This window comes from Sphingomonas montana (genome assembly GCF_001956315.1).
GTDB lineage: Bacteria > Pseudomonadota > Alphaproteobacteria > Sphingomonadales > Sphingomonadaceae > Sphingomonas_R > Sphingomonas_R montana.
In genome coordinates, this window is the sequence record NZ_MOLY01000046.1 from 214154 (window position 1) to 234785 (window position 20632).

The following is a 20632-nucleotide window of genomic DNA, read 5'->3' on the forward strand; positions in this document are numbered from 1 at the left end:
GTTTCGAAGTTGTGTCCCGACTAACTTTACCGGAGATCCGCCATGTTCCTCAAAGGCAAGACCGCGCTCGTTACCGGGTCCACGTCCGGCATCGGCCTCGCTTATGCGAAGGCGCTGGCGGCGGAGGGGGCCGCGGTGATGATAAACGGGTTCGGCGATGCCGACGCGATCGAGACGGAGCGCGCCGGGCTGGAGACGTTGTCGGGCGCGAAGGCCGCCTATAGCGGCGCGGACATGACGCGGCCGGACCAGATCGCGGCGATGGTGGCGGAATGCGCGGCGACGCTGGGCGGGCCGGACATCGTCATCAACAATGCAGGTATCCAATATGTCGCGCCGATCGAGGAGTTCCCGATCGAGAAGTGGGACGCGATCCTGGCGATCAACCTGACGTCCGCATTCCACGTCCTGCGCGCCGCGGTGCCGGGGATGAAGGCCAAGGGGTGGGGGCGGATCATCAACACTGCGTCCGCCCATTCGCTGGTCGCGAGCCCCAACAAGGCGGCCTATGTCGCGGCCAAGCACGGGCTGGTCGGGCTGACCAAGACGGTGGCGCTGGAAGTGGCGCAGCACGGCATCACCGCCAACTGCATCAGCCCCGGCTATGTCTGGACCCCGCTGGTCGAAAATCAGATCCCCGATACGATGAAGGCCCGCGGCCTGACGCGTGAGCAGGTGATGGAGGACGTCCTGCTGGCGGCACAGCCGACCAAGGAATTCGTGACGTCCGAACAGGTGGCGGCGCTGGCGCTGTTCCTGTGCGGGGATGCGGCCAAGGCGATCACCGGTGCGAACCTGTCGATGGATGGCGGCTGGACCGCGGCCTGACCGCCGCGATGCCGCGGGCCGCGATGAGTTGCGCGCGGGCCGGTTCCGGTTATGCTCGCCCTCGGGGAGCCCGCATGCGTCAGATCTCGTTGAGTTTTCCGATCCTGAGTCTGCTGGCGGCCGCATGTGCGGGCGGCGGCGGCCGTGCCGATCCGCCCGTCGCGCCGCCCGCCCTGCAGCCGGCCGGGGGGTGGCGCGCAGTCATCAGCGATGCAGACCGTGCCCGGTTGCGCGGCTGGCGGGAGAGCTGGGTCGCCGCACTCGCCCGCGCCAACGCATCGGGCGCGCGCGCGAAGGTGGCGGCGGAAGGGGCGTTGCTGCAACCCGACCGGGCATTGCCGGGGGTGCTGCCGCCGGTCGGGCTCTATCGATGCCGCACGACCAAGCTGGGTGCGCGCAGCCCGGGGTTGCTGGACTATGTCGCCTATCCCGCTTTCTCGTGCCGGATCGCGGCGGGGCCGAACGGGACGCTGAGCCTGGTCAAGCTGAACGGATCGCAGCGGCCGGTCGGCACGCTGTATCCGCAGGACGACCGGCGGATGATCTTTCTGGGCACCATGATGCTGGGCGACGAGCGGCGCGCGCTGGAATATGGACGCGACCCCGAACGCGACCTGGTGGGCGGGATCGAACGGATCGGGCCGCTTCGCTGGCGGTTGCTGCTGCCCGCGCCGCGCTGGGAATCGCTGTTCGACGTGGTGGAACTGGTGCCGGCGTGACGGGGGGAAGACGATGATGCGACGATCGGCATGGACGGGTCTCGCGGCGGTGATGGTCTGCTTCGGGGCGGCGGCGGCGGCGGACCCGCTGACCACCGCGGTGCGGGGCGACATGCCGCAGTTGCTGGATATCTACCGCGATCTGCACGCGCATCCGGAACTGAGTTTCGAGGAAGTGCGGAGCGCGGCGATCCTGGCGGCGGAGGCCAGGCGGCTGGGTTTCACTGTGACGACCGGGGTCGGCCGGACGGGTGTCGTCGCGGTGATGAAGAATGGCGCGGGGCCGGTGGTGCTGTTGCGCGCGGACATGGACGCCTTGCCGCTGATCGAGCGGACCGGGCTGCCCTTTGCCAGCAAGATCACCGCGAAGACGCGTGAGGGGGCGACCACCGGCGTGATGCACGCATGCGGGCACGACACGCATATGACCGCATGGATCGGCACCGCGCGGCGGATGGCGGCGATGAAGGATCGCTGGTCCGGTACGCTGGTGATGGTGGCGCAGCCGGCCGAGGAGATCGGATCGGGCGCCAAGGCGATGCTGGACGACGGCCTGTACACGCGGTTCCCAAAACCGGCCTTTGCCGTGGCGTTCCATGACAGCGCGGCGTTGCCGGCCGGCACGATCGGTTATGCCGACGGTTACACGATGGCGAATGTCGATTCCGTCGATCTGCTGGTGAAGGGGGTGGGCGGGCATGGGGCCTATCCGCAGTTGGCGAAGGACCCGGTGGTGCTGGCCGCGCGGATCGTGACCGCGTTGCAGACACTGGTCGCGCGCGAGATCGACGCGCAGGAGGCGGGCGTGGTGACGGTCGGCAGCTTCCTGGCGGGGACGAAGCACAACATCATTCCCGACGAGGCGAAACTGCAACTGACGGTGCGCAGCTACACGCCCGCGGTGCGCAAGATCCTGATCGACGGGATCGCGCGGATCGCACGGGGCGAGGCGATCGCGGCCGGCATGCCCGACGACCGGATGCCGGTGATGGTGGTAAAGGACGAATTCACCCCCGCGACGTTCAACACGCAGCCGGTGACCGGACGGGTGACGACGGCGTTCACGAACCGGTTCGGCAAGGCGCGCGTGCAGCAGTTGCGCGCGCAGATGGGCGGCGAGGATTTCAGCCGATTCAGCCTGGACCAGGACGGCGTGCAGAGCCTGCTGTTCTGGGTGGGCGGCGTGCCGCAGGCGAAATGGGACGCGGCAGGGGGTGATGTGACGAAGCTGGCGTCGATCCACAGCCCGTTCTGGGCGCCGGATGCGGCGGTGACGATCGAGACGGCGACCGAGGCGATGGTGACGGCTGCACTGGAACTGATGCCCAAGGGGTGAGGGGGGGCGGGCTGGATCGCCTGCCCGCCAGTCCGTTCGTGCCGCGCAGGGACCGAGTAGCGCCCTTGCGCGTATCGCGAACTCGTATCGAAACAGGGTTCCGTCTTCCCTGCGCTCTTCCCGGAGGGGTGAGGGGGTTTGGTCATGCCCATGACGCGGGCGCGCTCCGCATAAACGAGAACGGGCGCGGTTTCCGGAGAAACCGCGCCCGCGTTCGTCATGTCGCGGCCCATGCGGGCCACGCCGTGATTACAGGTGGAAAACCACGCCGGCCATCGGACGGATGCTGTGGAAATCATAGGTCGTGGCTTCGAGGCGGAGACGCGCGCCCGAGTTGCCGGTCAGGCCGCCGAGACCGATGTCCTTCGGACCGACTTCGACGCCCATGCCATAGGCCCAGTTGTCGTCCTTGCCCTTGTCCTTGGTGTCGACCCACTGGTAGCCGAACTTGCCGTAGATCAGGCCGGATTCACCGGCGCGGGCGCCGACGCGGCCCATGACGCCATATTCCCAATCAAGGCCCTTGAAGCCCTTCGCGACGTTGCCTTCGACACCGACGAAGCCGGGGCCGACCGCGACGTTCACGCCGGCGAAGCCTTCGACCAGGCCGCCGTCGGGGCAGCCCGACGCGCCGTTGCAGTTGGACGTCAGCGGACCACGGTTGTCGCTGTCGAAATCATGATAGCCGCCCTGGACGCCGAAATACGGCTCAAGCGCAAATGCCGCGGTCCCGTCGGGAGCGGTGTCCTGCGCGAATGCCGCGGCGGGGATCATGGTCGCGCCGACGAGCGCGGCGAGGAGGAGTTTCTTCATCGGATAACCTTCCGTAGTAAGCGATATACATCGCCACCGCCGGCCCAGAGCCGTTGGTGGCAGCATCGTCGAAACAGACCAGTCGGATCGCGGTTGCGAGACCGCGCGGAACAAATCTTCGTGTTGCAACGAGAGCACAGTTTTAACCGGGCGGCGACGAGTCGGCCAACACGGATGCAGCCCGCTAGCACCCTGCCGTTCAAAAAGCGACCCGCTGCAATGCAGCAGGCGATCGGCTGTTGCATGCAGGCAACTATGCGTCGGCCGGCGCGACTTGTCAGGACGGGGGAAATCCAACATCGTATTGGCCGGGGGCTGGCCATGACGGAACGAAAAATCTTCGCGGGCGCGCGGATCCGGCGGTTGCGGCGCACGCGCGGGCTGACCCAGGCGGCGATGGCCGACGCGCTGGGCGCGAGCGCCAGTTACCTGAACCTGCTGGAACGCAACCAACGGCCGTTGACCGCCGCGTTGATGCTGAAGTTCGCCGATGCGTTCGATATCGACCCGCGGCTGCTGGCGGCAGATGCGCCGGGCGGCGGCAGCGACGCGATGCGCCGGCGGCTGGCGGACCCGATGTTTGCCGACCTGGGCATCGACCGGACCGAGATCGACGAGTGGCTGGCCGCCGCACCCGGCGCGGCGGAAGCGTTCGCAAGGATGTTCGACGCGCTGGGTGATGGGGCGAGCGATCGGGGGGGTGGCGTGGCCGCGGTGCCGGTATCGGATGATCCGACCAGACCCGTCCGGCGCGAGATCGAACGCTGGCGCAACCATTTCGCGGATCTGGATACGGCGGCGGAGGCGCTGGCGGACGAGCTGCGGCTGGGGGCCGCTGATCTCTATGCCGCGATCGCCGAGCGGCTGCGCGTCCGGCACCAGATCGCGATCCGCATCCTGCCCGTCGACGTCATGCCGGACCACCTGCGGCGGCTGGACCTGCATGCCCGGCAGCTGCAGCTGAGCGAGATGCTGGCGCCGGCGTCCCGGCTGTTCCAGGCGGCGTATCAACTGGCGTTGCTGGAGGCGAAGGGCGAGATCGACGCGCTGGCGGCGGGAGCGGGATTTGCCGACCGGGCGGCCGAACGACTGTTCCGGCGACATCTGGCATCCTATTACGCTGCCGCCATGATGATGCCTTATGGGCGCTTCCTGCGGGCCTGCGAGGCGACCGGCTATGACATCGACGTGCTGCAGGGCCGGTTCGGCGCGAGCTATGAAATGGTGGCGCACCGGCTGACGACGCTCGGCCGGGTGGGGGCGCGCGGCCTGCCGTTCTTCATGCTGCGGATCGACCGGGCGGGGCAGGCGAGCAAACGCTATGCCGGTACATCGGCCGCCCCGCTGGTTGAGGCCGGGCGATGCCCGCTGTGGCGGCTGGCGCAGGCGTTCGACCGGCCGGGGGAGGCGACGACGGACCTGGTCGAACTGGAGGATGGCCGGCGCTGGTTCACGATCGCCCGCACGGTACGTCCGGCGACACGATCCGCAGCGGGGATCCGGGCGGAGCATGTCGTCGGGCTGGGGTTGCCGGCGGCGATGGCGGCGGGACTGATCCAGGCGCGGGGGCGGGACCTGATGGCGGGGCCGGCCACGCCGATCGGCCCGGGTTGCCGCCGGTGCCTGCGCCCCGCCTGTCCGCAACGCGCCGAACCGCCCGCCGGACGCCCGCTGCTGTTCAACGAACGCGAGCGGGGGACCGTGCCGTTCGGGTTTGCGGGCGACTGAGTTCGGAAGACCGGGCGACCGGTCAGGCCCCGGCGGCATCCAGCGCGGCGATGTCGTCCGCGGTCAGCGCGATGGTCATGGCGGCGATCAGGTCCGCCACCTGGTCCGCGCTGGTGGCGCTGGCGATCGGCGCGGCGACGCCGGGTTTGGCCATGAGCCAGGCAAGGGCAATGCGCGCCGGGTTGGCGACATGGCGGGCGGCCACCATGTCCAGCGCGCCGAGTACCGCCAGACCGCGTGCGTCGAGATATCTGGCGGCACCGGCCCCGCGCGCGCCGACCAGATCATCCGTGCGACGATATTTGCCGGTCAGGAACCCGGCGGCCAGCCCGTAATAGGGCAGCACGCCGAGCCTGCGTTCCGCCACGACGGGCAGCAGATCGGTTTCGAACTCCGCACGTTCGAGCAGATTGTAATGCGGCTGGACGACGCTGAAGGGGGTCAGGCCATGCGCGGCGGCGACGCCGGCCGCCTCCTCCAGCCGCGGACCGGTGAAGTTGGATGCGCCGATCGCGCGGACCTTGCCCACCCGGACCAGCCGGTCGAACGCGCCGAGCATATCGGCCAGCGGCACCGCCGGGTCGTCGCAATGCGCGTAATACAGGTCGATCCGGTCCGTGCCGAGCCGGGCGAGCGACGCATCGACCGCAGCGGCGACCCGCGCCGGGGCCAGACCAGTGCCGCCGTCCCCGGGCAGCATGCCGACCTTGGTCGCGATCAGCACGTCGTCGCGCCGCCCGGACGCACGCAGCCAATCACCGATCATCCGTTCGGATTCGCCGCCGGTATGGCCCGGTGCCCAGGCGGAATAGAGATCGGCGGTATCGATCATCGTGCCGCCGCCCGCGACGAACGCGTCGAGGACGGCGAAGCTGGCGGCACGATCCGCGGTCCAGCCGAATACATTGCCGCCGAGGACGAGCGGCGCGATCGTCAGGCCGCTGTTGCCGAGGGGGCTGGTCGTCGTCATGCGTACGCTCCTGTACAACCCTGCTACTGGAATGAACGAGGCGGGCGGCGCGGCCGTTCCGGCATAGGGCGCAACCCGCCGCGACGTGGGCACCGGTTCGTCGCGATATGCGTCTTGGCACTGGTTTCTAAGGAATTGTTTGCAAAGTTGGGGCAGAATGGTCGCGAAACCGGAGCATCGCGGGCGACAATCATGTGATCAGACTGTTCAAACATTATGTGCCCTATGCGGTTCTCCTGCTCGCCTTCATCGAGTTCGGGCTGCTGCTGTGCTGCGCGGAGGCAGGCTGGCAGCTGCGGATCTGGCAGCTGGGGTCCGTCGCGTTGCCGGTGCATACGCGGTTTGTGCAGCTGCTGAGCTTCGCCGTTTCGATCCAGCTGGCGATGATGGCGGTCGGCGCATACGGTCCGCAGGCGTTGCAATCGATGCGGTTCGCGGCGGCGCGGCTGCTGGTGGCCATGGCGCTGGGGCTGGCGTTCCTGGCGCTGCTGTTCTTTCTGCTGCCCTGGCTGACATTGTGGCGGTCCAACTCGGTCTATGCCGTCGGCGCGGCGTTCGTCGTGCTGATGCTGTTCCGCGCGCTGTTCGGCGGGATGATCGGCGGGCATGCGTTCAAGCGGCGGATCATGGTGCTGGGTGCCGGCCGCCGTGCCGAACGGATCCGCGACCTGGCGAAGGTGCCGGGATCCAGTTTCCTGGTGGTCGGCTATATCGGCATGACGCAGGATCCGCCGCGGATATCGTCCGCAATCCACCGCGACGCGATCGAAAGCCTGGCCGAGCATGTGGTGAACCTGAATGCCAGCGAGGTCGTGCTGGCGCTGGACGAGCGGCGCAACGCGCTGCCGCTGGCCGATCTGTTGCGGATCAAGACGACCGGCGTCCATGTCAACGAACTGTCGAGCTTTTTCGAGCGCGAGACGGGCCGCGTCGACCTGGACAGCGTCAATCCGTCCTGGCTGATCTTTTCGGACGGATTTTCGTCGGGGCAGCGCCTGTCGAAGGTGGCCAAGCGCGTCTTCGACCTGATCGCCAGCCTGATCCTGCTGATCCTGTCGGCGCCGATCGTCCTGTTGTGCGCGGCGATCGTGAAGATGGAGAGCCGCGGCCCGGCCTTCTACCGCCAGCACCGCGTCGGGCTGTACGGCGTGGAGTTTCCGATCGTGAAGCTTCGGTCGATGCGGCAGGACGCCGAAGTGGGCGGGCAGGCGGTGTGGGCGGAAAAGGACGATCCGCGGATCACGCGCGTCGGCCACATCCTGCGCAAGCTGCGGATCGACGAACTGCCGCAGGTGTGGACCGTGCTGGCCGGGCATATGAGCTTCGTCGGGCCGCGCCCCGAACGGCAGCAGTTCGTGACCGACCTGGAATCCAAGCTGCCCTTCTACGCCGAACGGCACATGATGAAGCCGGGCATCACCGGCTGGGCGCAGATCAACTATCCCTATGGGGCGAGCCTGGACGATGCGCGCCACAAGCTGGAATATGACCTTTATTATGCGAAGAACTACACGCCGTTCCTCGACCTGCTGATCCTGTTGCAGACGGTCCGCGTGCTGTTGTGGAACGACGGCGCCCGCTAAGCTGCGGTGGGGCGAGCGAGCGGAAACCGGCGGTGGCGCGGGTCACGGCCGGCTCGTCAGGCCACGACCGAGCGGTTAGGAGGACGGCCATGCGCCTGTTGATCGCCCTGTTCCTGATCCTTGCCGCGCCTGCCGCCGCGCAGGTGACGGTCCGTACCACCGCCGCGGAGGGCGCCCTGGCGATCGCCACGGCGGAGCTGAAGCGCGTCGACGCCGCGTTCGATGCGTCCGCCAGTGCCGAGGTGCAGGCGGCACTGCGCGACCGGGCCGCCGCGGTGAAGGCGCGCGCGGACGCGGCGGTGACCCAGCTGACCCCCGAGCTCGCGTTGATCGATGCGCGTATCGCGGAACTTGGCCCGCGCCCGGCGACCGCGGAAGCGGCCGACATTACCGCGCAGCGCCGGACGCTGATCGCATCGCACGCCACGGTGGACGGGGCGATCAAGCGCGGCCGGCTGTTGTCGGTGGAGGCCGCGCAGCTGGCGGACGAGATTGCGGGCGCACGCGCCGAACAATTTGGCGAACGGGTGTCGGCCCGCGTGGCATCGCCGCTGAGCCCGGCCTTGTGGGCCGCGATCTGGCGGGATCTGCCGCGCGACGGGCGGCGGGTCGTGCGCTTTGCCGACGATTCGGGCGCGGTGTTCGGCCGCGCGCTGACCGGTCGCAAGGCCTGGATGATGCTGGTCGGGCTGGTGCTGGCAGGGCTGATCGCGTTTCCGTTGCGCCTCTGGCTGCGCCGCGCGGGGCGCGCCTATGCGATCAACAGCGCACCGGGCAGCCGGGCGCGGCGGACCGGGCTGGCGCTGTGGTTCCTGCTGGTCGGTACGCTGGCCAATGCACTGGCGCTGGCGGTGCTGGTGCTGGGGTTGCGCTGGGCCGGCGCGCTGGGGCCGCGGGCGGACATGCTGGCGACCAGCCTGCAAGTCGGCGGGAGTGTCGCGGGGTTCGTCGTCGCGCTGTGCGGGTGCCTGCTGCTGCGGCGGCAGCCGTCATGGCGGCTGCTGGCGATCGGCGACACGGCGGCGCAGGCGCTGCATCCATGGGGATGGGCCGCGGGGCTGGCGCTGATGACGGACGCGGTGGTGAATGCCGGCAGCCGGATCGTCGGACTGTCCACATCCGCCCGCGTGGCGGGGGAGGGGGTGACGGCGCTCGCCTATGCCGCGCTGATCGGCGGCGTGCTGGTGACGATCGCGCGGTTGCGCGCCGCGCGGGACGACGGACGGGCGGGCGACGGGCGGGCGGGCGGCGGGACGGACGCCGAAGCGCCGCGCGGCGCGGCGATCACGCTGGTCCTGCTCGCCGCGTGGGGCGTGGTGGTGGTGGCGCTGGCGGCGATCCTGCTGGGCTATGTCCCGTTCGCGCTGTTCGTGATGCGGCAGACGCTGTGGATCGCGGTCGTGGCCGGCGCGGTGACGCTGCTGCTGGCCGGGATCGACGATATCGTGACGACCCTGCTGTCGTCGGGCAGCCGGCTGGGCCGTGCGGCGCAGGCCGGCACCGGCGTGCGCGGGCAGACGATCGACCAGCTCGGCGTCCTGCTGTCCGCGCTGCTGCGCGTCGCGCTGATCGTGCTGGCGGTGGCGGCGGTGGCGGCGGGGTTCCAGTCCGACCTGATTTCGGCGGTGGACCGGGTGCGCGATGCCGCAGCGGGCATCACCATCGGTCAGGTGACGATCGCGCCGGGTGCCATCCTGCGCTCGCTGGCCGTGCTGCTCGTCGCGCTGGCGGCGATGCGCGCGATCGGCCGGTGGCTGGAAACGCGCTACCTGCCGGCCACCGCGCTGGATGCGGGCGCGCGCAACTCGGTGGCGACGATGGTGCGCTATGCCGGCATCCTGCTGGCGGTGCTGTGGTCGCTGGCCTCGCTGGGCATCGGCATGGAACGGATCGCGCTGGTGCTGTCCGCGCTGTCGGTGGGCATCGGTTTCGGTTTGCAGGCGATCACGCAGAATTTCGTGTCGGGGCTGATCCTGCTGGCCGAACGGCCGGTCAAGATCGGCGATCTCGTCCGGATCGGCGACCAGGAAGGCGACGTTCGCAAGATCAGCGTGCGCGCGACCGAGATCCAGATCGCGGACCGGTCGACGCTGATCGTGCCTAATTCGGAACTCATCACCAAGACGATCCGCAACATGACGCTGGCCGACCCGATCGGCCGGATGCAGATCGATTTCGCGGTGCCGGTGGGGACGGATGCGAAGGCTGTGCGCGATATCCTCGCGGCGATCTATGCCGACAATGGCGACGTGCTGGCCGACCCCGCCCCGGTGATCTTCATCGACGCGCTGACCGGCGGGCAGGTGACGTTCAGGAGCTTCGCCTATGTCGCCGGCCCGCGCGCGGCATATCCGACGCGCAGCGCGGTGCTGTTCGAGATGATCGACCGGTTCGCGAAGGCAGGGATCCACTTGGAGACGCCGGCGCAGGAGGTGCGGTTGACGCGTGCAGGGAAGCCGGACCCGACAGGGTAGCTGCCCATCCGGCGTGGTCCAATATGACGGCCGTTTTGCATCGGCATTGTGCATCAGAAAATATGAGCGGCTCTCGTCACTTCGAGACGATGCAAAACTTGTGAGTTTTGCATCACGAGTAGGCAGGGTTCGATGGAAATTACCCATAGACCGGCGTAGTAATCCTCAATGTTCGTGATCGAAGATGAGTGGCACGCTGAGTGGATCGGCGAATATGCTAGCCGAGAAGAGGCCGATGCGGAGCTTCGGCGACTGGCTGATCTGCCTTGGGACGAAACGCCCAACCGATGCCCCTGTATGAGTTGGCGCACCTGTGGACGGCGCTATCACATAGTCCAGTTCGACACTTCGGGTGAGACGTGGAGAAGCCTCAACGATCAGGTGCTTCTTGAGGTATCATCAAAGGCAACGTCGTGGCTCTCCGCCTCGACCGCAGGGAGCTAGACTGAAGGTTTACAATTGGTGATTCCGCCGGTCTAATCAGCCCACGAGTTGATGCAAAATTTTTAAGTTTTGCATCACAAGCGGACGAGCGACGTCGCGTCAAACCTCGGTTCATCAGTTTCGGCGGGAGAGGCCCCGTCGGTAAGGCCAAGCGAACAATTTCTATTTCGGGCATAACCCGGTCACCGGCCGGGCGATGCGCTTGCCCTTGGTGCGGCCGGTCAGATGGAACCGGTGGCAACGATCGCAGCGGTAGGGGCGGAGCGGGAAGGGCGCGGCAGTGGCGGCCGCCTGCGCGTCCTGTTGGGTCGCGAAGCCGCGTTTGCGCGCGCAGACGCTGGCCCGGGTGCGGATCGAAGTGGCCTCCGCCTCACGCCACCCGGGCGACGCTCATTTCGTCCGGGTCGCGCAGGACGTAGCCGCGGCCCCAGACGGTTTCGATGTAGTTTTCGCCGCCGCAGGCCAGGCTGAGCTTCTTGCGCAGCTTGCAGATGAAGACGTCGATGATCTTCAGTTCGGGTTCGTCCATGCCGCCATAGAGGTGGTTGAGGAACATTTCCTTGGTCAGCGTCGTGCTCTTGCGCAGCGAGAGCAGTTCCAGCATCGCATATTCCTTGCCGGTCAGGTGGACGCGGCTGCCGTCGACCTCGACCGTCTTGGCGTCCAGATTGACCGCCAGCTTGCCGGTGCGAATCACGGACTGGCTGTGGCCCTTGGACCGGCGGACCACGGCGTGGATGCGCGCGATCAGTTCCTCGCGGTGGAACGGCTTGGTGATGTAGTCGTCGGCCCCGAAGCCGAGTGCGCGGACCTTGGAGTCCATTTCGCCGATGCCGGACAGGATCATGACGGGCGTCTGCACCTTTGCGACGCGCAGCTTCTTCAGCACGTCATAGCCGTGCATGTCGGGCAGGTTCAGGTCGAGGCAGATGATGTCGTAATCGTACAGCTTGCCGAGATCGAGGCCTTCCTCGCCGAGATCGGTGGCGTAGACGTTGAAGCCTTCGCTGTGCAGCATCAGTTCGATCGCCTTGGCGGTCGTCGGCTCGTCTTCGATCAACAGCACGCGCATGGTGAGGCCCCTGTCTGCTCGCCGATGCCTTCCGGGCTGCGGCGTCATCTCGTTTATTAACCATCGGACGAATGAAGGCAAAAGGTTAACAGCGATTTAATTGGCCGGGCCGGAGCCAGGCGGGCACGATATATTGTAAGGATCGATCGGGATCGGGCCGATTTACGGGCGATGAAAGCATGATCCGGAACCGGTGCATTGCCGACGTTTCCGTTTTCAACGTCGCCCAAGCGCTTCATGATCGCCCCGACGATTCGAAGAAGGAACATGCGATGGCGAAAGTCCTGGTGCTCTATTATTCCGCATACGGCCATATCGAGACGATGGCGGAAGCGATTGCCGAGGGTGCGCGCGCCGCGGGGGCGACCGCCGACGTGAAGCGCGTGCCCGAACTGGTGCCCGAAGACGTCGCACGCAGCAGCCATTACAAGCTGGACCAGGCCGCGCCGATCGCGACGGTCGACGAGCTGGAAAGCTATGACGCGATCATCGTCGGTACGGGCACGCGCTATGGCCGGATGACGTCGCAAATGGCCAATTTCTGGGATCAGACCGGCGGGCTGTGGGCGCGTGGCGCACTGAACGGGAAGGTCGGGGCCGCGTTCACGAGCACGGCCAGCCAGCATGGCGGGCAGGAGACGACGCTGTTTTCGATCATCACCAACCTGCTGCACATGGGCATGACGATCGTCGGGCTGGATTACGGGTTCCAGGGGCAGCTGGGGCATGAAAAGGTCGTCGGCGGCGCCCCTTACGGCGCGACCACGATTGCGGGCGGCGACGGCAGCCGTGCGGTCGGCCAGGAAGAGCTGGACGGCGGGCGTTACCTGGGCAAGCGCGTGGCGGAAACCGCGGCCAAGCTCTTCGGGTGATATGACGGGCGGGGGCCGAGGTTCCTGCCATCTTCTGCTTCGTCATCCCGGCTTTCGCCGGGATGACGGTCCAAGGTAGCGGCCGCCACGATCGGGCAGTCCGGTTGCGCGGCGTGGCGAAGGCGACCATAGGCGCGCGATGCTTTCAGACAACGTCCTGTTCATCGATGCCGAAGCGATCGTGGTCGACAAGCCTTCGGGCCTGCCGGTCGACGAGCCGCGCGACGGCGTCACGTCGGTCGCGAACCATCTCGAAAGCCTGCGGTTCACGTTCCTGCGGTGGCCGACGATCGTCCACCGGCTGGACCGCGACACGTCGGGATGCCTGTTGCTGGCGCGGACGCCGCGGGCGCACAAGCAGTTCCAGATCGCGTTCGAGGCCGGGACGGTCGAGAAGCGCTATCTGGCGGTGGTCGAGGGGGTTCCGGACGCGGAAGCGGGCGAGATCGCGCTGCCGCTGGCGAAGGTTTCGACCGCGGAGGCCGGCTGGCGGATGGTGGTCGACGAACGGCGCGGCAAGGGCAAGGCAGCGGTCACCGGATGGCAGCGGATCGCGACGCGCGACGGGCGGTCGCTGATCCTGTTCACGCCGAAGACCGGCCGGACGCACCAGTTGCGCGTGCATGCCGCGACCGGCCTCGGCCTGCCGATCGTGGGGGACCCGGTCTATGGCCGGCATGGTCAGCACGGCCCGCGGATGATGCTGCACGCCTGGACCATCCGGGTGCCGCGGGGCACGAAACCGGCGGTGTCCGCGGTCTCGCCGCTGCCCAAGGCATTCGCCGGCTGGGACGCGCCGCTGTTGGACGCTGCGCCGGGTGGCGCAGGCTAGGCTCTGCCTGCATCGGCGGAAGGCGCTGACACTGGTCCGTCATCCCGGCGTCCGTAAGGATGACGGCGTTGGCGAGCCGATGTAGACTGCACGCGCCCGCCCCGATATCGCGTCGCCATGGTCACCGTTCCCATCACCCGTTCGATCGCGATCGACAGCGACGAGATGGTGGAGTCGTTCACCCGGTCGTCCGGGCCGGGCGGGCAGCATGTCAACACGACCGACAGCGCGGTGATGCTGCGGTTCGACCTCGCCAATTCACCCAGCCTGCCCGAAGCAGTGAAGCACCGGCTTGCCGTACTGGCGGGATCGCGGCTGACGCGGGAGGGCGTCGTCGTGCTGCGCAGCGAAGGGTCGCGGTCGCAGTTGCTCAACCGGCAGGAAGTGCGTGACCGGCTGGTCGAGATGATCCGGGAGGCGACGGTCGTTCCCAAGAAGCGCAAGCCGACCCGGCCGACAAAGGGATCGCAGACGCGGCGGATGGAGGGCAAGGCGATCCGCGGCGCCGTGAAGCGCGACCGCGGCCGGCCGTCCCACGACTAGCATCAGGAAGGACGACACGATGTTCATGTTCGATATCGCCGGCGGCGGCGACAAGGCGGCGCTGTACCGCGATCTGGGGCGCGCCCTGGACGCGCTGACGGCGGACGAACCGGATGCGATCGCCAACATGGCCAATGCAGCGGCACTGTTGTGGGAATATCTGCCCGAGCTGAACTGGGCGGGATTCTACCGCGTGGACCCGCGCCGCGCGGACGAACTGGTGCTGGGTCCGTTCCAAGGCAAGGCCGCGTGCATCCGCATCGCGTTCGGCAAAGGCGTATGCGGGGCGGCGGCGGTGACCGGCACGACGCAGCGGATCGCCGACGTGCATGCCTTTCCCGGCCACATCGCCTGCGACGCGGCGTCCGCGTCGGAACTGGTGGTGCCGATCATGGTCGCCGGCCGGCTGTTCGGCGTGCTCGACCTAGACAGTCCGGTCCCCGGTCGGTTCGACGCGGCGGACCAGGCCGGATGCGAGGCGCTGGTCGCGATGCTGGGGCCACGGATCGCGGGCTGACGCTGCCCCGAATCGGGACGTCGCGGTAACTGGAGCTTGATCGGCCGGAGTGTTACGAAACCCTTAAGCATCGCGTCCGTTACGGACCGCGATCAATGGGCAGCGGCAGGGAAACGCAGACATGGCAGACATCGCGACGGACGTCGGGAAACGGATCGGGACGATTGGTCTGGCGGCGCTGTTTCTGGCGGTGCCGGCGATGGCCGCCGCGGCAGGTGTTCCGGCGACGGGCGGCTGGACCGAACAGGGGTGGACCGGTCCGGAGGATGGCCCCGACATGCGCCGCAAGACGGTCGACCGTCGCGACGACGATGTGTCGCGTGAGATGCCGCGCCCGGCGATGCGCGACGATCACCGGTTCCGGTCGATCGATCCCGCCGCGACGCAGTTCAGCCGCGCGCCGCAGTTCAACGGATCCTATGTCCGGCCGTATCGCGGCGGGATGGTGCCGTCCTATTTCGCGACGCCGGCGTTCCGCGTCCGCGATTTCGCCAACTGGGGGCTGACGCCACCGGGCGCGGGCCGCAACTGGGTCCGCTACTATGATGACGCGGTGCTGATCGGTGCGGACGGCCGCGTCGCCGACGTGCGTTACGATATCGACTGGAACCGGACCGGACGGATGGCAATGCGCGAACCGGACCATGGCATGCCGCGCGGTGGACCGCGCGGGGCGATGGTCGAGCGGGCCTATGACGATGGTTATGACGACGGGTACGACGATGGCCTGGACCGCGCGGACGACGCGGTAACCTATGGCGGGCAGTGGCAGGGCGGGCGTGCGATCACGCAGGGCGGTTATTATGCGCCCGGAACGGTGGTCGTCACGACGACGCCGGGGACGATCACCACGACGACAACGGTAACCGAGGATGTCGTTACCAGCGGGGGGACGCGCCGTTCGTGGCGATCGGTGCCGGTCCGGCGCAAGAGCTGGGCGGCTCCCTCAGCGCGCTGGAGCCGCTGAGGACGGATTGAGGGGCTGATCCATTTGGTTCGAGCCTGTCGAGAACCCTGCGCGGACATGTGGTCTTGTGCGAGTATCCGTACCCACGTGGTCCCGGACTTGATCCGGAATCCAGGGTTTCAGGCGACAGCGCGTGTGGCTCCGGATCCCCGATCAAGTCCGGGATAACGGACGTGGCATCCAGTGGCGATGCCTCACGCGTAGGCCGTTCCGGCCTGGTTGGGGCAGGCGGCCGGCCGACAGGGTCCTAGCTCAGCAAGTCTATCGCGGCCTCGTCAAGCGATCCGGGAACGATCATCAGCGGGCAGCTGAGCGTGCCCGCGTCAGCGCCGGCGAAATGGGTGACCAGCGTACCGGGGCCGGGGCCGACCGCGGCGCCGAGGACAAGTGCCGCGATCGGCGGTTCGTGGCGCAACCGTTCGCGCACGCAGGCGACCGGTTCGCCCTGCACCACGATGACCGCGGGACGCAGGCCGGTTTCCTCGATGAGTTCGCCGGCGACCTGCGCGATCAGCGCGTCGATGCGGGTTCGGGCTTCTTCCTCCATCGCGGACTGGACCGCGCCCCACTGGACGAAGTCGGGCGGGGCGATCGGGGCGAGTATCTCGATTCCGCCACCCGTCTTGGCCGCGCGCCGCGCCGCGAAGCGCAGCGCGACCCGCGCCTCGTCGCTTTCGTCGATCACCACCAGATAGGTCCGCATCGCTTTTCCCCGTCGTTCCGCCGAGTCGTGCGCGATCGCGCGCCGCTTCGCAAGGCCGGCAGCCGGCTCGGGTCTTGACCGGTGCCCCCCCGATAGCGGATGGACGGGGCCACAGTCTGCCCCAAGAGGTTCTCCGGATGCCGATCGAGCTGAAAATGCCTGCACTGTCCCCCACCATGGAGGAGGGCACGCTGGCCAAATGGCTGGTAAAGGAAGGCGATACCGTCGCGTCGGGCGACCTGCTGGCCGAAATCGAAACCGACAAGGCGACGATGGAGTTCGAGGCGGTCGACGAAGGCGTGATCGTCAAGCTGCTGGTGGCCGAAGGGGCCGACGGCGTGAAGGTCGGCACGGTCATCGCGATCATCGCCGAAGAGGGCGAGGATGCGTCCGCCGCGGCGGCACCCGCGTCGGCGACGGAATCGCCTGCCGCGGCGCCCGAGCCGATCGCGGCCGCATCGGCCGCATCGCCACCGGTGGCCGAGAAGGGCTATGGCGCGAATCCGGAGACCGACACGCCGCCGGCGACGAAGGAAGAGATTGGCGGCGCGCAGCCGGCGTCGGGCGGCGACCGGATCAAGGCCAGCCCGCTGGCCCGCCGGCTGGCCGATGCCGCGGGCGTCGACCTGGCGTCGCTCACCGGATCGGGGCCGAAGGGCCGCATCGTCAAGGCCGACGTCGAAGCCGGCCCGAAGGCGAAGCCTGCGGCCGCGGCGACGCCGGCACCCAAGGCGGAAGAGGCCAAGCCTGCGCCGGTTGCAGCCGCGCCGGCGCCGGCATCCGCCCCGGCGGGCGTGCCGTCCGAAACGATCAAGCTGTCCAACATGCGCAAGACGATCGCGCGCCGGCTGGCCGAGTCGAAGCAGACCGTGCCGCATTTCTACCTAACGGTGGATTGCAACCTGGATGCGTTGCTCAAGCTGCGCGGCGAGCTGAATGCCGGGCTGGAAAGCCGGGGGATCAAGCTGTCGGTCAACGACCTGCTCATCAAGGCGCTGGGTGTTGCGCTGACTGAAGTGCCGGATGCCAATGTGCAGTTTGCCGGCGATACGTTGATCAAGTTCGGCCGTGCCGACGTGTCGATGGCGGTCGCGATCCCCGGCGGATTGATTACCCCGGTCATCACCGACGTGGCGAACAAGCCGCTGTCGAAGATCGCGAGCGAAGCCAAGGACATGGCGGCGCGCGCCCGCGACGGGAAGCTGGCACCGGAGGAGTATCAGGGCGGCACCGCGTCGATCTCCAATCTGGGCATGTTCGGAATCAAGCAGTTCGATGCAGTCATCAATCCGCCGCAGGCGATGATCCTGGCGGTCGGCGCGGGCGAGCTGCGCCCTTATGTCGTCGGCAAGGAACTGGTCGTCGCGACCGTCATGACCGCGACCGGCAGCTTCGATCACCGTGCGATCGACGGCGCGGTCGGCGCGCAGCTGATGGCGGCGTTCAAGCGGCTTGTGGAACGGCCGATCGGCATGCTGGCCTGATCCTGTCCGCATGTTCGCGTCGTCCCGGCCTGCGCCGGGACGACGACTCCAGGCGGGGCAGGTGCCTGCGGTTCACGGGGATCGCCGAACCTGTGACAGAATGCCGCAGCACGGCATTTCGGCGTTATTCGTCTTTAATCGCGGCACGTTCGTCGCTATCTGGGAATCAGACACAAGGACGCATGCCCGATGGCCGAATTCGCGCTACCCACGAACAGCAAGATCCGATCGAAGGGGAAGGTGCACAAGGCGGCACCCGATGCGACGGCGGTCAAACAGTTCAAGGTGTATCGTTACGACCCGGAAACGGGCGAAAACCCACGTTACGACACCTTCGAGGTCGATACCGCGACGTGCGGTCCGATGGTGCTCGACGCGCTCATCAAGATGAAGAGCGAGCAGGATCCGACGCTGACGTTCCGGCGCTCGTGTCGCGAAGGAATTTGCGGATCCTGTTCGATGAACATCGACGGTACGAACACGCTGGCCTGTACCAAGGCGATAGAGGACGTAAAGGGCGAGGTGAAGATCACGCCGTTGCCGCACATGGACGTGATCAAGGACCTGGTGCCGGACTTCACGCATTTCTACGCGCAGTACAGTTCGATCAAGCCCTGGTTGCAGACGGTTACGCCGCCGCCATCGGGCAAGGAGCGGTTCCAGTCGCCCGAGGATCGCGCGAAGCTGGATGGTCTCTACGAGTGCATCCTGTGTGCCTGCTGCTCCTCGTCCTGCCCGTCCTATTGGTGGAACAGCGACAAGTTCCTGGGGCCGGCGATCCTGTTGCAGGCCTATCGCTGGCTTGCCGACAGCCGCGACGAGATGACCGGCGAGCGGCTCGACGAGCTTGAGGATCCTTTCCGGCTCTATCGCTGCCACACCATCATGAACTGCGCGAATGTGTGCCCGAAGGGGCTGAATCCGGCCAAGGCTATTGCCGAGGTCAAGAAGATGGTCGTCGAGCGGCAGATTTGAGCATCTCGACGGTGGCCGGTGACGGTGTCGGCGAGAATGCCGGCATCGTCGAACGGCTGGCGCTGGACGAGGTCGTTGACGTCGACGGATTTCGCGCTTTCCTGCCGGTTGCGGCCGGGCGGTTCCTCGACAGTTTCGGCACGATCCGTGTCCGGGCCGAGGGAGGCAGCGTACGCTGCCGCGTCGAGACGGGGCGCGCACAGTCGAACGTATCCGACAACGTCCATGGCGGCTTCATTCTGGGCTATGTCGATCAGGTGATGTTCTGTGCCCTGCTGGCGCAGGACCGGTTGCCGCGTGGCGGCGCCGTGACGTTGCGGGCGGGGATGGACTTCATCGGTGCGGCCAAGGCTGGCCTGCCGATCGATGCGGTGGTCGAGATCATTGGCGAGACCGGGCGGATGATCTTCCTGCGCGGGTTGATCGAGCAGGCCGGCGTCACGATCGGGTCGTTCGAGGGCACGCTGCGCAAGGTGAAATGGGCCGGCGCGACATGAGTCGGGTGGCCGCGCGCTATGCGGCATTGCTGGCCGGCGGCGAGCTGAAGCCCGATCCGGACCAGGCCGGTACGGTCGCGCGACTCGATGCGCTGGCGACGGCGCTTGAGACGGCGTCGGCCCCGCGTGGCGGTCTGTTCAGCAGGCTGTTCGGCGGTGCACGGGCGCCTGCGCCACGCGGTCTATATATGTGGGGCGGCGTCGGGCGCGGCAAATCGATGCTGATGGACCTGTTCTTCGATTGCGTGGACGTGGCGCCGAAGCGCCGGGTGCATTTTCACGAGTTCATGCTGGAGGTGCACGATCGGTTGCGGGTCGAGCGCGCGAGCGAGAAGGGCGACCCGATCGCGCCCGTGGTCGACGATCTGGTCGCGCAGGCGCGGTTGCTGTGCTTCGACGAGATGGTGGTGAACAACATGGCGGACGCGGCGATCCTGTCGCGGCTGTTCACCGGCCTGATCGAGCGCGGCGTGACCGTGGTCACCACGTCCAATCGCCCGCCGGCCGATCTCTACAAGGACGGGCTGAACCGTCAGCTGTTCCTGCCGTTCATCGCGTTGATCGAGGGGCGGCTGGACGTGCTGCCGCTGAACGGTGCGACCGATTATCGTCTGGAACGGCTCGGCGGGTTCCCGACCTGGTACGTGCCCAACGGCGCGGCGGCGACCGAGGCGCTGAGCCGGGCCTTTTTCCGGCTGACCGATTTTCCGGTCGAGGACCGCGCCAACGTGCCGTCCGAACAGATCGCGGTGCCGGGCGGGCGGACGTTGCGCGTGCCGAAGTCGATCAAGGGCGTCGGGGTGTTCGCCTTCTCCAAGCTGTGCGGCGATGCGCGCGGCGTGGCGGACTATCTGGCGATCGCGCGGCGGTTCCATACCGTTATCCTGGTAGGCGTGCCCGTACTGGGGCCGGAGAAGCGCAACGAGGCGGCACGGTTCAAACTGCTGATCGATGCGCTGTACGAATATCGCGTGAAGCTGCTCGCCGCGGCGGACGCGGCCCCCGTCGCGCTCTATCCGGCCGGCGACGGAGCGTTCGAATTCGAGCGGACCGTGTCGCGGCTGATGGAGATGCAGTCGGCCGAATATCTGGCCGCCGGCCACGGCACCGACTGACGGGATCGTCCGCCCCGCGTCGTCCGAAGCGGCCCGCCACTGTGTTACAGACCATGTCCGGGGCGCTTTTCTGAACGTCCACGGTTGCCCCGATGCTGCCATGCAGCTAAGCGACGCGGCGACGATTGGTGGCCGCGGCCTTGGGGCACGCGACTTCCGC

19 protein-coding genes are annotated in these 20632 nt (G+C 67.6%); 15 read left to right on the forward strand and 4 right to left on the reverse strand.

Annotated features, from left to right (window positions below):
- Nucleotides 1-42: 42 nt before the first annotated feature.
- The 3 genes from BKY59_RS16085 (at nt 43) to BKY59_RS16095 (ending at nt 2883) form a co-directional block, all read left to right on the forward strand.
- Nucleotides 43-828 (forward strand): 3-hydroxybutyrate dehydrogenase, encoded by a 786-nt coding sequence (locus tag BKY59_RS16085; protein WP_076073152.1) that lies wholly within the window; start codon nt 43-45, stop codon nt 826-828.
- A 74-nt stretch (nt 829-902) separates the two neighbouring features.
- Nucleotides 903-1547, forward strand: coding sequence for a DUF4893 domain-containing protein (locus BKY59_RS16090; protein WP_076073153.1), 645 nt, complete (start codon nt 903-905; stop codon nt 1545-1547).
- A gap of 16 nt (nt 1548-1563) precedes the next feature.
- Nucleotides 1564-2883: an amidohydrolase gene (locus tag BKY59_RS16095; RefSeq protein WP_420822102.1), complete on the forward strand. Its 1320-nt coding sequence runs from the start codon at nt 1564-1566 to the stop codon at nt 2881-2883.
- Between the two features lie 249 nt (nt 2884-3132).
- Here BKY59_RS16095 and BKY59_RS16100 read toward each other — a convergent pair whose 3' ends face one another.
- On the reverse strand, nt 3133-3696 hold the full coding sequence (locus BKY59_RS16100) for an outer membrane beta-barrel protein (RefSeq protein ID WP_076073155.1): 564 nt from the start codon (nt 3694-3696) through the stop codon (nt 3133-3135).
- Nucleotides 3697-4017: 321 nt separating this feature from the next.
- On the opposite strand from BKY59_RS16100, the gene BKY59_RS16105 reads away from it, so the two are divergent.
- Entirely contained in the window at nt 4018-5424 is a 1407-nt protein-coding gene (locus BKY59_RS16105; protein ID WP_076073156.1) for a helix-turn-helix domain-containing protein, read from the forward strand.
- Between the two features lie 22 nt (nt 5425-5446).
- Here BKY59_RS16105 and BKY59_RS16110 read toward each other — a convergent pair whose 3' ends face one another.
- A complete protein-coding gene (locus tag BKY59_RS16110) occupies nt 5447-6394 on the reverse strand; it encodes an aldo/keto reductase (protein WP_076073157.1) in 948 nt (315 codons plus the stop codon).
- Between the two features lie 194 nt (nt 6395-6588).
- Between BKY59_RS16110 and BKY59_RS16115 the strand changes: the two genes are divergently transcribed.
- Both BKY59_RS16115 and BKY59_RS16120 read left to right on the forward strand, forming a co-directional pair.
- The gene (locus tag BKY59_RS16115) at nt 6589-7977 is read left to right on the forward strand and encodes a TIGR03013 family XrtA/PEP-CTERM system glycosyltransferase (RefSeq protein WP_076073158.1); all 1389 of its coding nucleotides are present in this window, start codon (nt 6589-6591) and stop codon (nt 7975-7977) included.
- 89 nt (nt 7978-8066) lie between these two features.
- Nucleotides 8067-10451 (forward strand): DUF3772 domain-containing protein, encoded by a 2385-nt coding sequence (locus BKY59_RS16120; protein ID WP_076073159.1) that lies wholly within the window; start codon nt 8067-8069, stop codon nt 10449-10451.
- Between the two features lie 814 nt (nt 10452-11265).
- On the opposite strand, the gene ctrA is transcribed toward BKY59_RS16120, so the two are convergent.
- Nucleotides 11266-11967, reverse strand: coding sequence for a response regulator transcription factor CtrA (gene ctrA / locus BKY59_RS16130; protein ID WP_076073160.1), 702 nt, complete (start codon nt 11965-11967; stop codon nt 11266-11268).
- A 272-nt stretch (nt 11968-12239) separates the two neighbouring features.
- Here ctrA and wrbA point away from each other — a divergent pair, with 272 nt between their 5' ends.
- From wrbA to BKY59_RS16155, 5 genes are all read left to right on the forward strand, one after another.
- The gene (gene wrbA / locus BKY59_RS16135) at nt 12240-12839 is read left to right on the forward strand and encodes an NAD(P)H:quinone oxidoreductase (protein WP_076073332.1); all 600 of its coding nucleotides are present in this window, start codon (nt 12240-12242) and stop codon (nt 12837-12839) included.
- A gap of 139 nt (nt 12840-12978) precedes the next feature.
- Complete coding sequence (locus BKY59_RS16140; RefSeq protein WP_076073161.1) at nt 12979-13671, forward strand: RluA family pseudouridine synthase; 693 nt, start codon at nt 12979-12981, stop codon at nt 13669-13671.
- 117 nt (nt 13672-13788) lie between these two features.
- Nucleotides 13789-14214, forward strand: a complete 426-nt coding sequence (arfB, locus tag BKY59_RS16145) for an alternative ribosome rescue aminoacyl-tRNA hydrolase ArfB (RefSeq protein ID WP_076073162.1) — start codon at nt 13789-13791, stop codon at nt 14212-14214.
- 19 nt (nt 14215-14233) lie between these two features.
- Nucleotides 14234-14731, forward strand: coding sequence for a GAF domain-containing protein (locus BKY59_RS16150; RefSeq protein WP_129586438.1), 498 nt, complete (start codon nt 14234-14236; stop codon nt 14729-14731).
- Between the two features lie 121 nt (nt 14732-14852).
- On the forward strand, nt 14853-15698 hold the full coding sequence (locus tag BKY59_RS16155; protein ID WP_076073163.1) for an RcnB family protein: 846 nt from the start codon (nt 14853-14855) through the stop codon (nt 15696-15698).
- Nucleotides 15699-15945: 247 nt separating this feature from the next.
- Here BKY59_RS16155 and BKY59_RS16160 read toward each other — a convergent pair whose 3' ends face one another.
- A complete protein-coding gene (locus tag BKY59_RS16160; RefSeq protein WP_076073164.1) occupies nt 15946-16401 on the reverse strand; it encodes a universal stress protein in 456 nt (151 codons plus the stop codon).
- A 137-nt stretch (nt 16402-16538) separates the two neighbouring features.
- On the opposite strand from BKY59_RS16160, the gene BKY59_RS16165 reads away from it, so the two are divergent.
- From BKY59_RS16165 to zapE, 4 genes are all read left to right on the forward strand, one after another.
- Nucleotides 16539-17885 (forward strand): pyruvate dehydrogenase complex dihydrolipoamide acetyltransferase, encoded by a 1347-nt coding sequence (locus BKY59_RS16165; protein ID WP_076073165.1) that lies wholly within the window; start codon nt 16539-16541, stop codon nt 17883-17885.
- 189 nt (nt 17886-18074) lie between these two features.
- The gene (locus tag BKY59_RS16170) at nt 18075-18860 is read left to right on the forward strand and encodes a succinate dehydrogenase iron-sulfur subunit (protein ID WP_076073166.1); all 786 of its coding nucleotides are present in this window, start codon (nt 18075-18077) and stop codon (nt 18858-18860) included.
- Entirely contained in the window at nt 18857-19357 is a 501-nt protein-coding gene (locus BKY59_RS16175; RefSeq protein WP_083672205.1) for a PaaI family thioesterase, read from the forward strand. Before BKY59_RS16170 ends, BKY59_RS16175 begins: the two co-directional genes overlap by 4 nt.
- A complete protein-coding gene (gene zapE / locus BKY59_RS16180; RefSeq protein WP_076073335.1) occupies nt 19354-20472 on the forward strand; it encodes a cell division protein ZapE in 1119 nt (372 codons plus the stop codon). The genes BKY59_RS16175 and zapE overlap by 4 nt, the downstream gene beginning before the upstream one ends.
- The last annotated feature ends 160 nt before the right edge of the window (nt 20473-20632 follow it).

Excerpts from the sequence above, each read along its gene's own strand:
- BKY59_RS16085 (WP_076073152.1), top strand. The coding sequence starts at position 43 with ATGTTCCTCAAAGGCAAGACCGCGCTCGTTACCGGGTCCACGTCCGGC.
- BKY59_RS16090 (WP_076073153.1), top strand. The coding sequence starts at position 903 with ATGCGTCAGATCTCGTTGAGTTTTCCGATCCTGAGTCTGCTGGCGGCC.
- BKY59_RS16095 (WP_420822102.1), top strand. The coding sequence starts at position 1,564 with ATGCGACGATCGGCATGGACGGGTCTCGCGGCGGTGATGGTCTGCTTC.
- BKY59_RS16100 (WP_076073155.1), bottom strand. The coding sequence starts at position 3,696 with ATGAAGAAACTCCTCCTCGCCGCGCTCGTCGGCGCGACCATGATCCCC.
- BKY59_RS16105 (WP_076073156.1), top strand. The coding sequence starts at position 4,018 with ATGACGGAACGAAAAATCTTCGCGGGCGCGCGGATCCGGCGGTTGCGG.
- BKY59_RS16110 (WP_076073157.1), bottom strand. The coding sequence starts at position 6,394 with ATGACGACGACCAGCCCCCTCGGCAACAGCGGCCTGACGATCGCGCCG.
- BKY59_RS16120 (WP_076073159.1), top strand. The coding sequence starts at position 8,067 with ATGCGCCTGTTGATCGCCCTGTTCCTGATCCTTGCCGCGCCTGCCGCC.
- ctrA (WP_076073160.1), bottom strand. The coding sequence starts at position 11,967 with ATGCGCGTGCTGTTGATCGAAGACGAGCCGACGACCGCCAAGGCGATC.
- wrbA (WP_076073332.1), top strand. The coding sequence starts at position 12,240 with ATGGCGAAAGTCCTGGTGCTCTATTATTCCGCATACGGCCATATCGAG.
- BKY59_RS16140 (WP_076073161.1), top strand. The coding sequence starts at position 12,979 with ATGCTTTCAGACAACGTCCTGTTCATCGATGCCGAAGCGATCGTGGTC.
- arfB (WP_076073162.1), top strand. The coding sequence starts at position 13,789 with ATGGTCACCGTTCCCATCACCCGTTCGATCGCGATCGACAGCGACGAG.
- BKY59_RS16150 (WP_129586438.1), top strand. The coding sequence starts at position 14,234 with ATGTTCATGTTCGATATCGCCGGCGGCGGCGACAAGGCGGCGCTGTAC.
- BKY59_RS16155 (WP_076073163.1), top strand. The coding sequence starts at position 14,853 with ATGGCAGACATCGCGACGGACGTCGGGAAACGGATCGGGACGATTGGT.
- BKY59_RS16160 (WP_076073164.1), bottom strand. The coding sequence starts at position 16,401 with ATGCGGACCTATCTGGTGGTGATCGACGAAAGCGACGAGGCGCGGGTC.
- BKY59_RS16165 (WP_076073165.1), top strand. The coding sequence starts at position 16,539 with ATGCCGATCGAGCTGAAAATGCCTGCACTGTCCCCCACCATGGAGGAG.
- BKY59_RS16170 (WP_076073166.1), top strand. The coding sequence starts at position 18,075 with ATGGCCGAATTCGCGCTACCCACGAACAGCAAGATCCGATCGAAGGGG.
- zapE (WP_076073335.1), top strand. The coding sequence starts at position 19,354 with ATGAGTCGGGTGGCCGCGCGCTATGCGGCATTGCTGGCCGGCGGCGAG.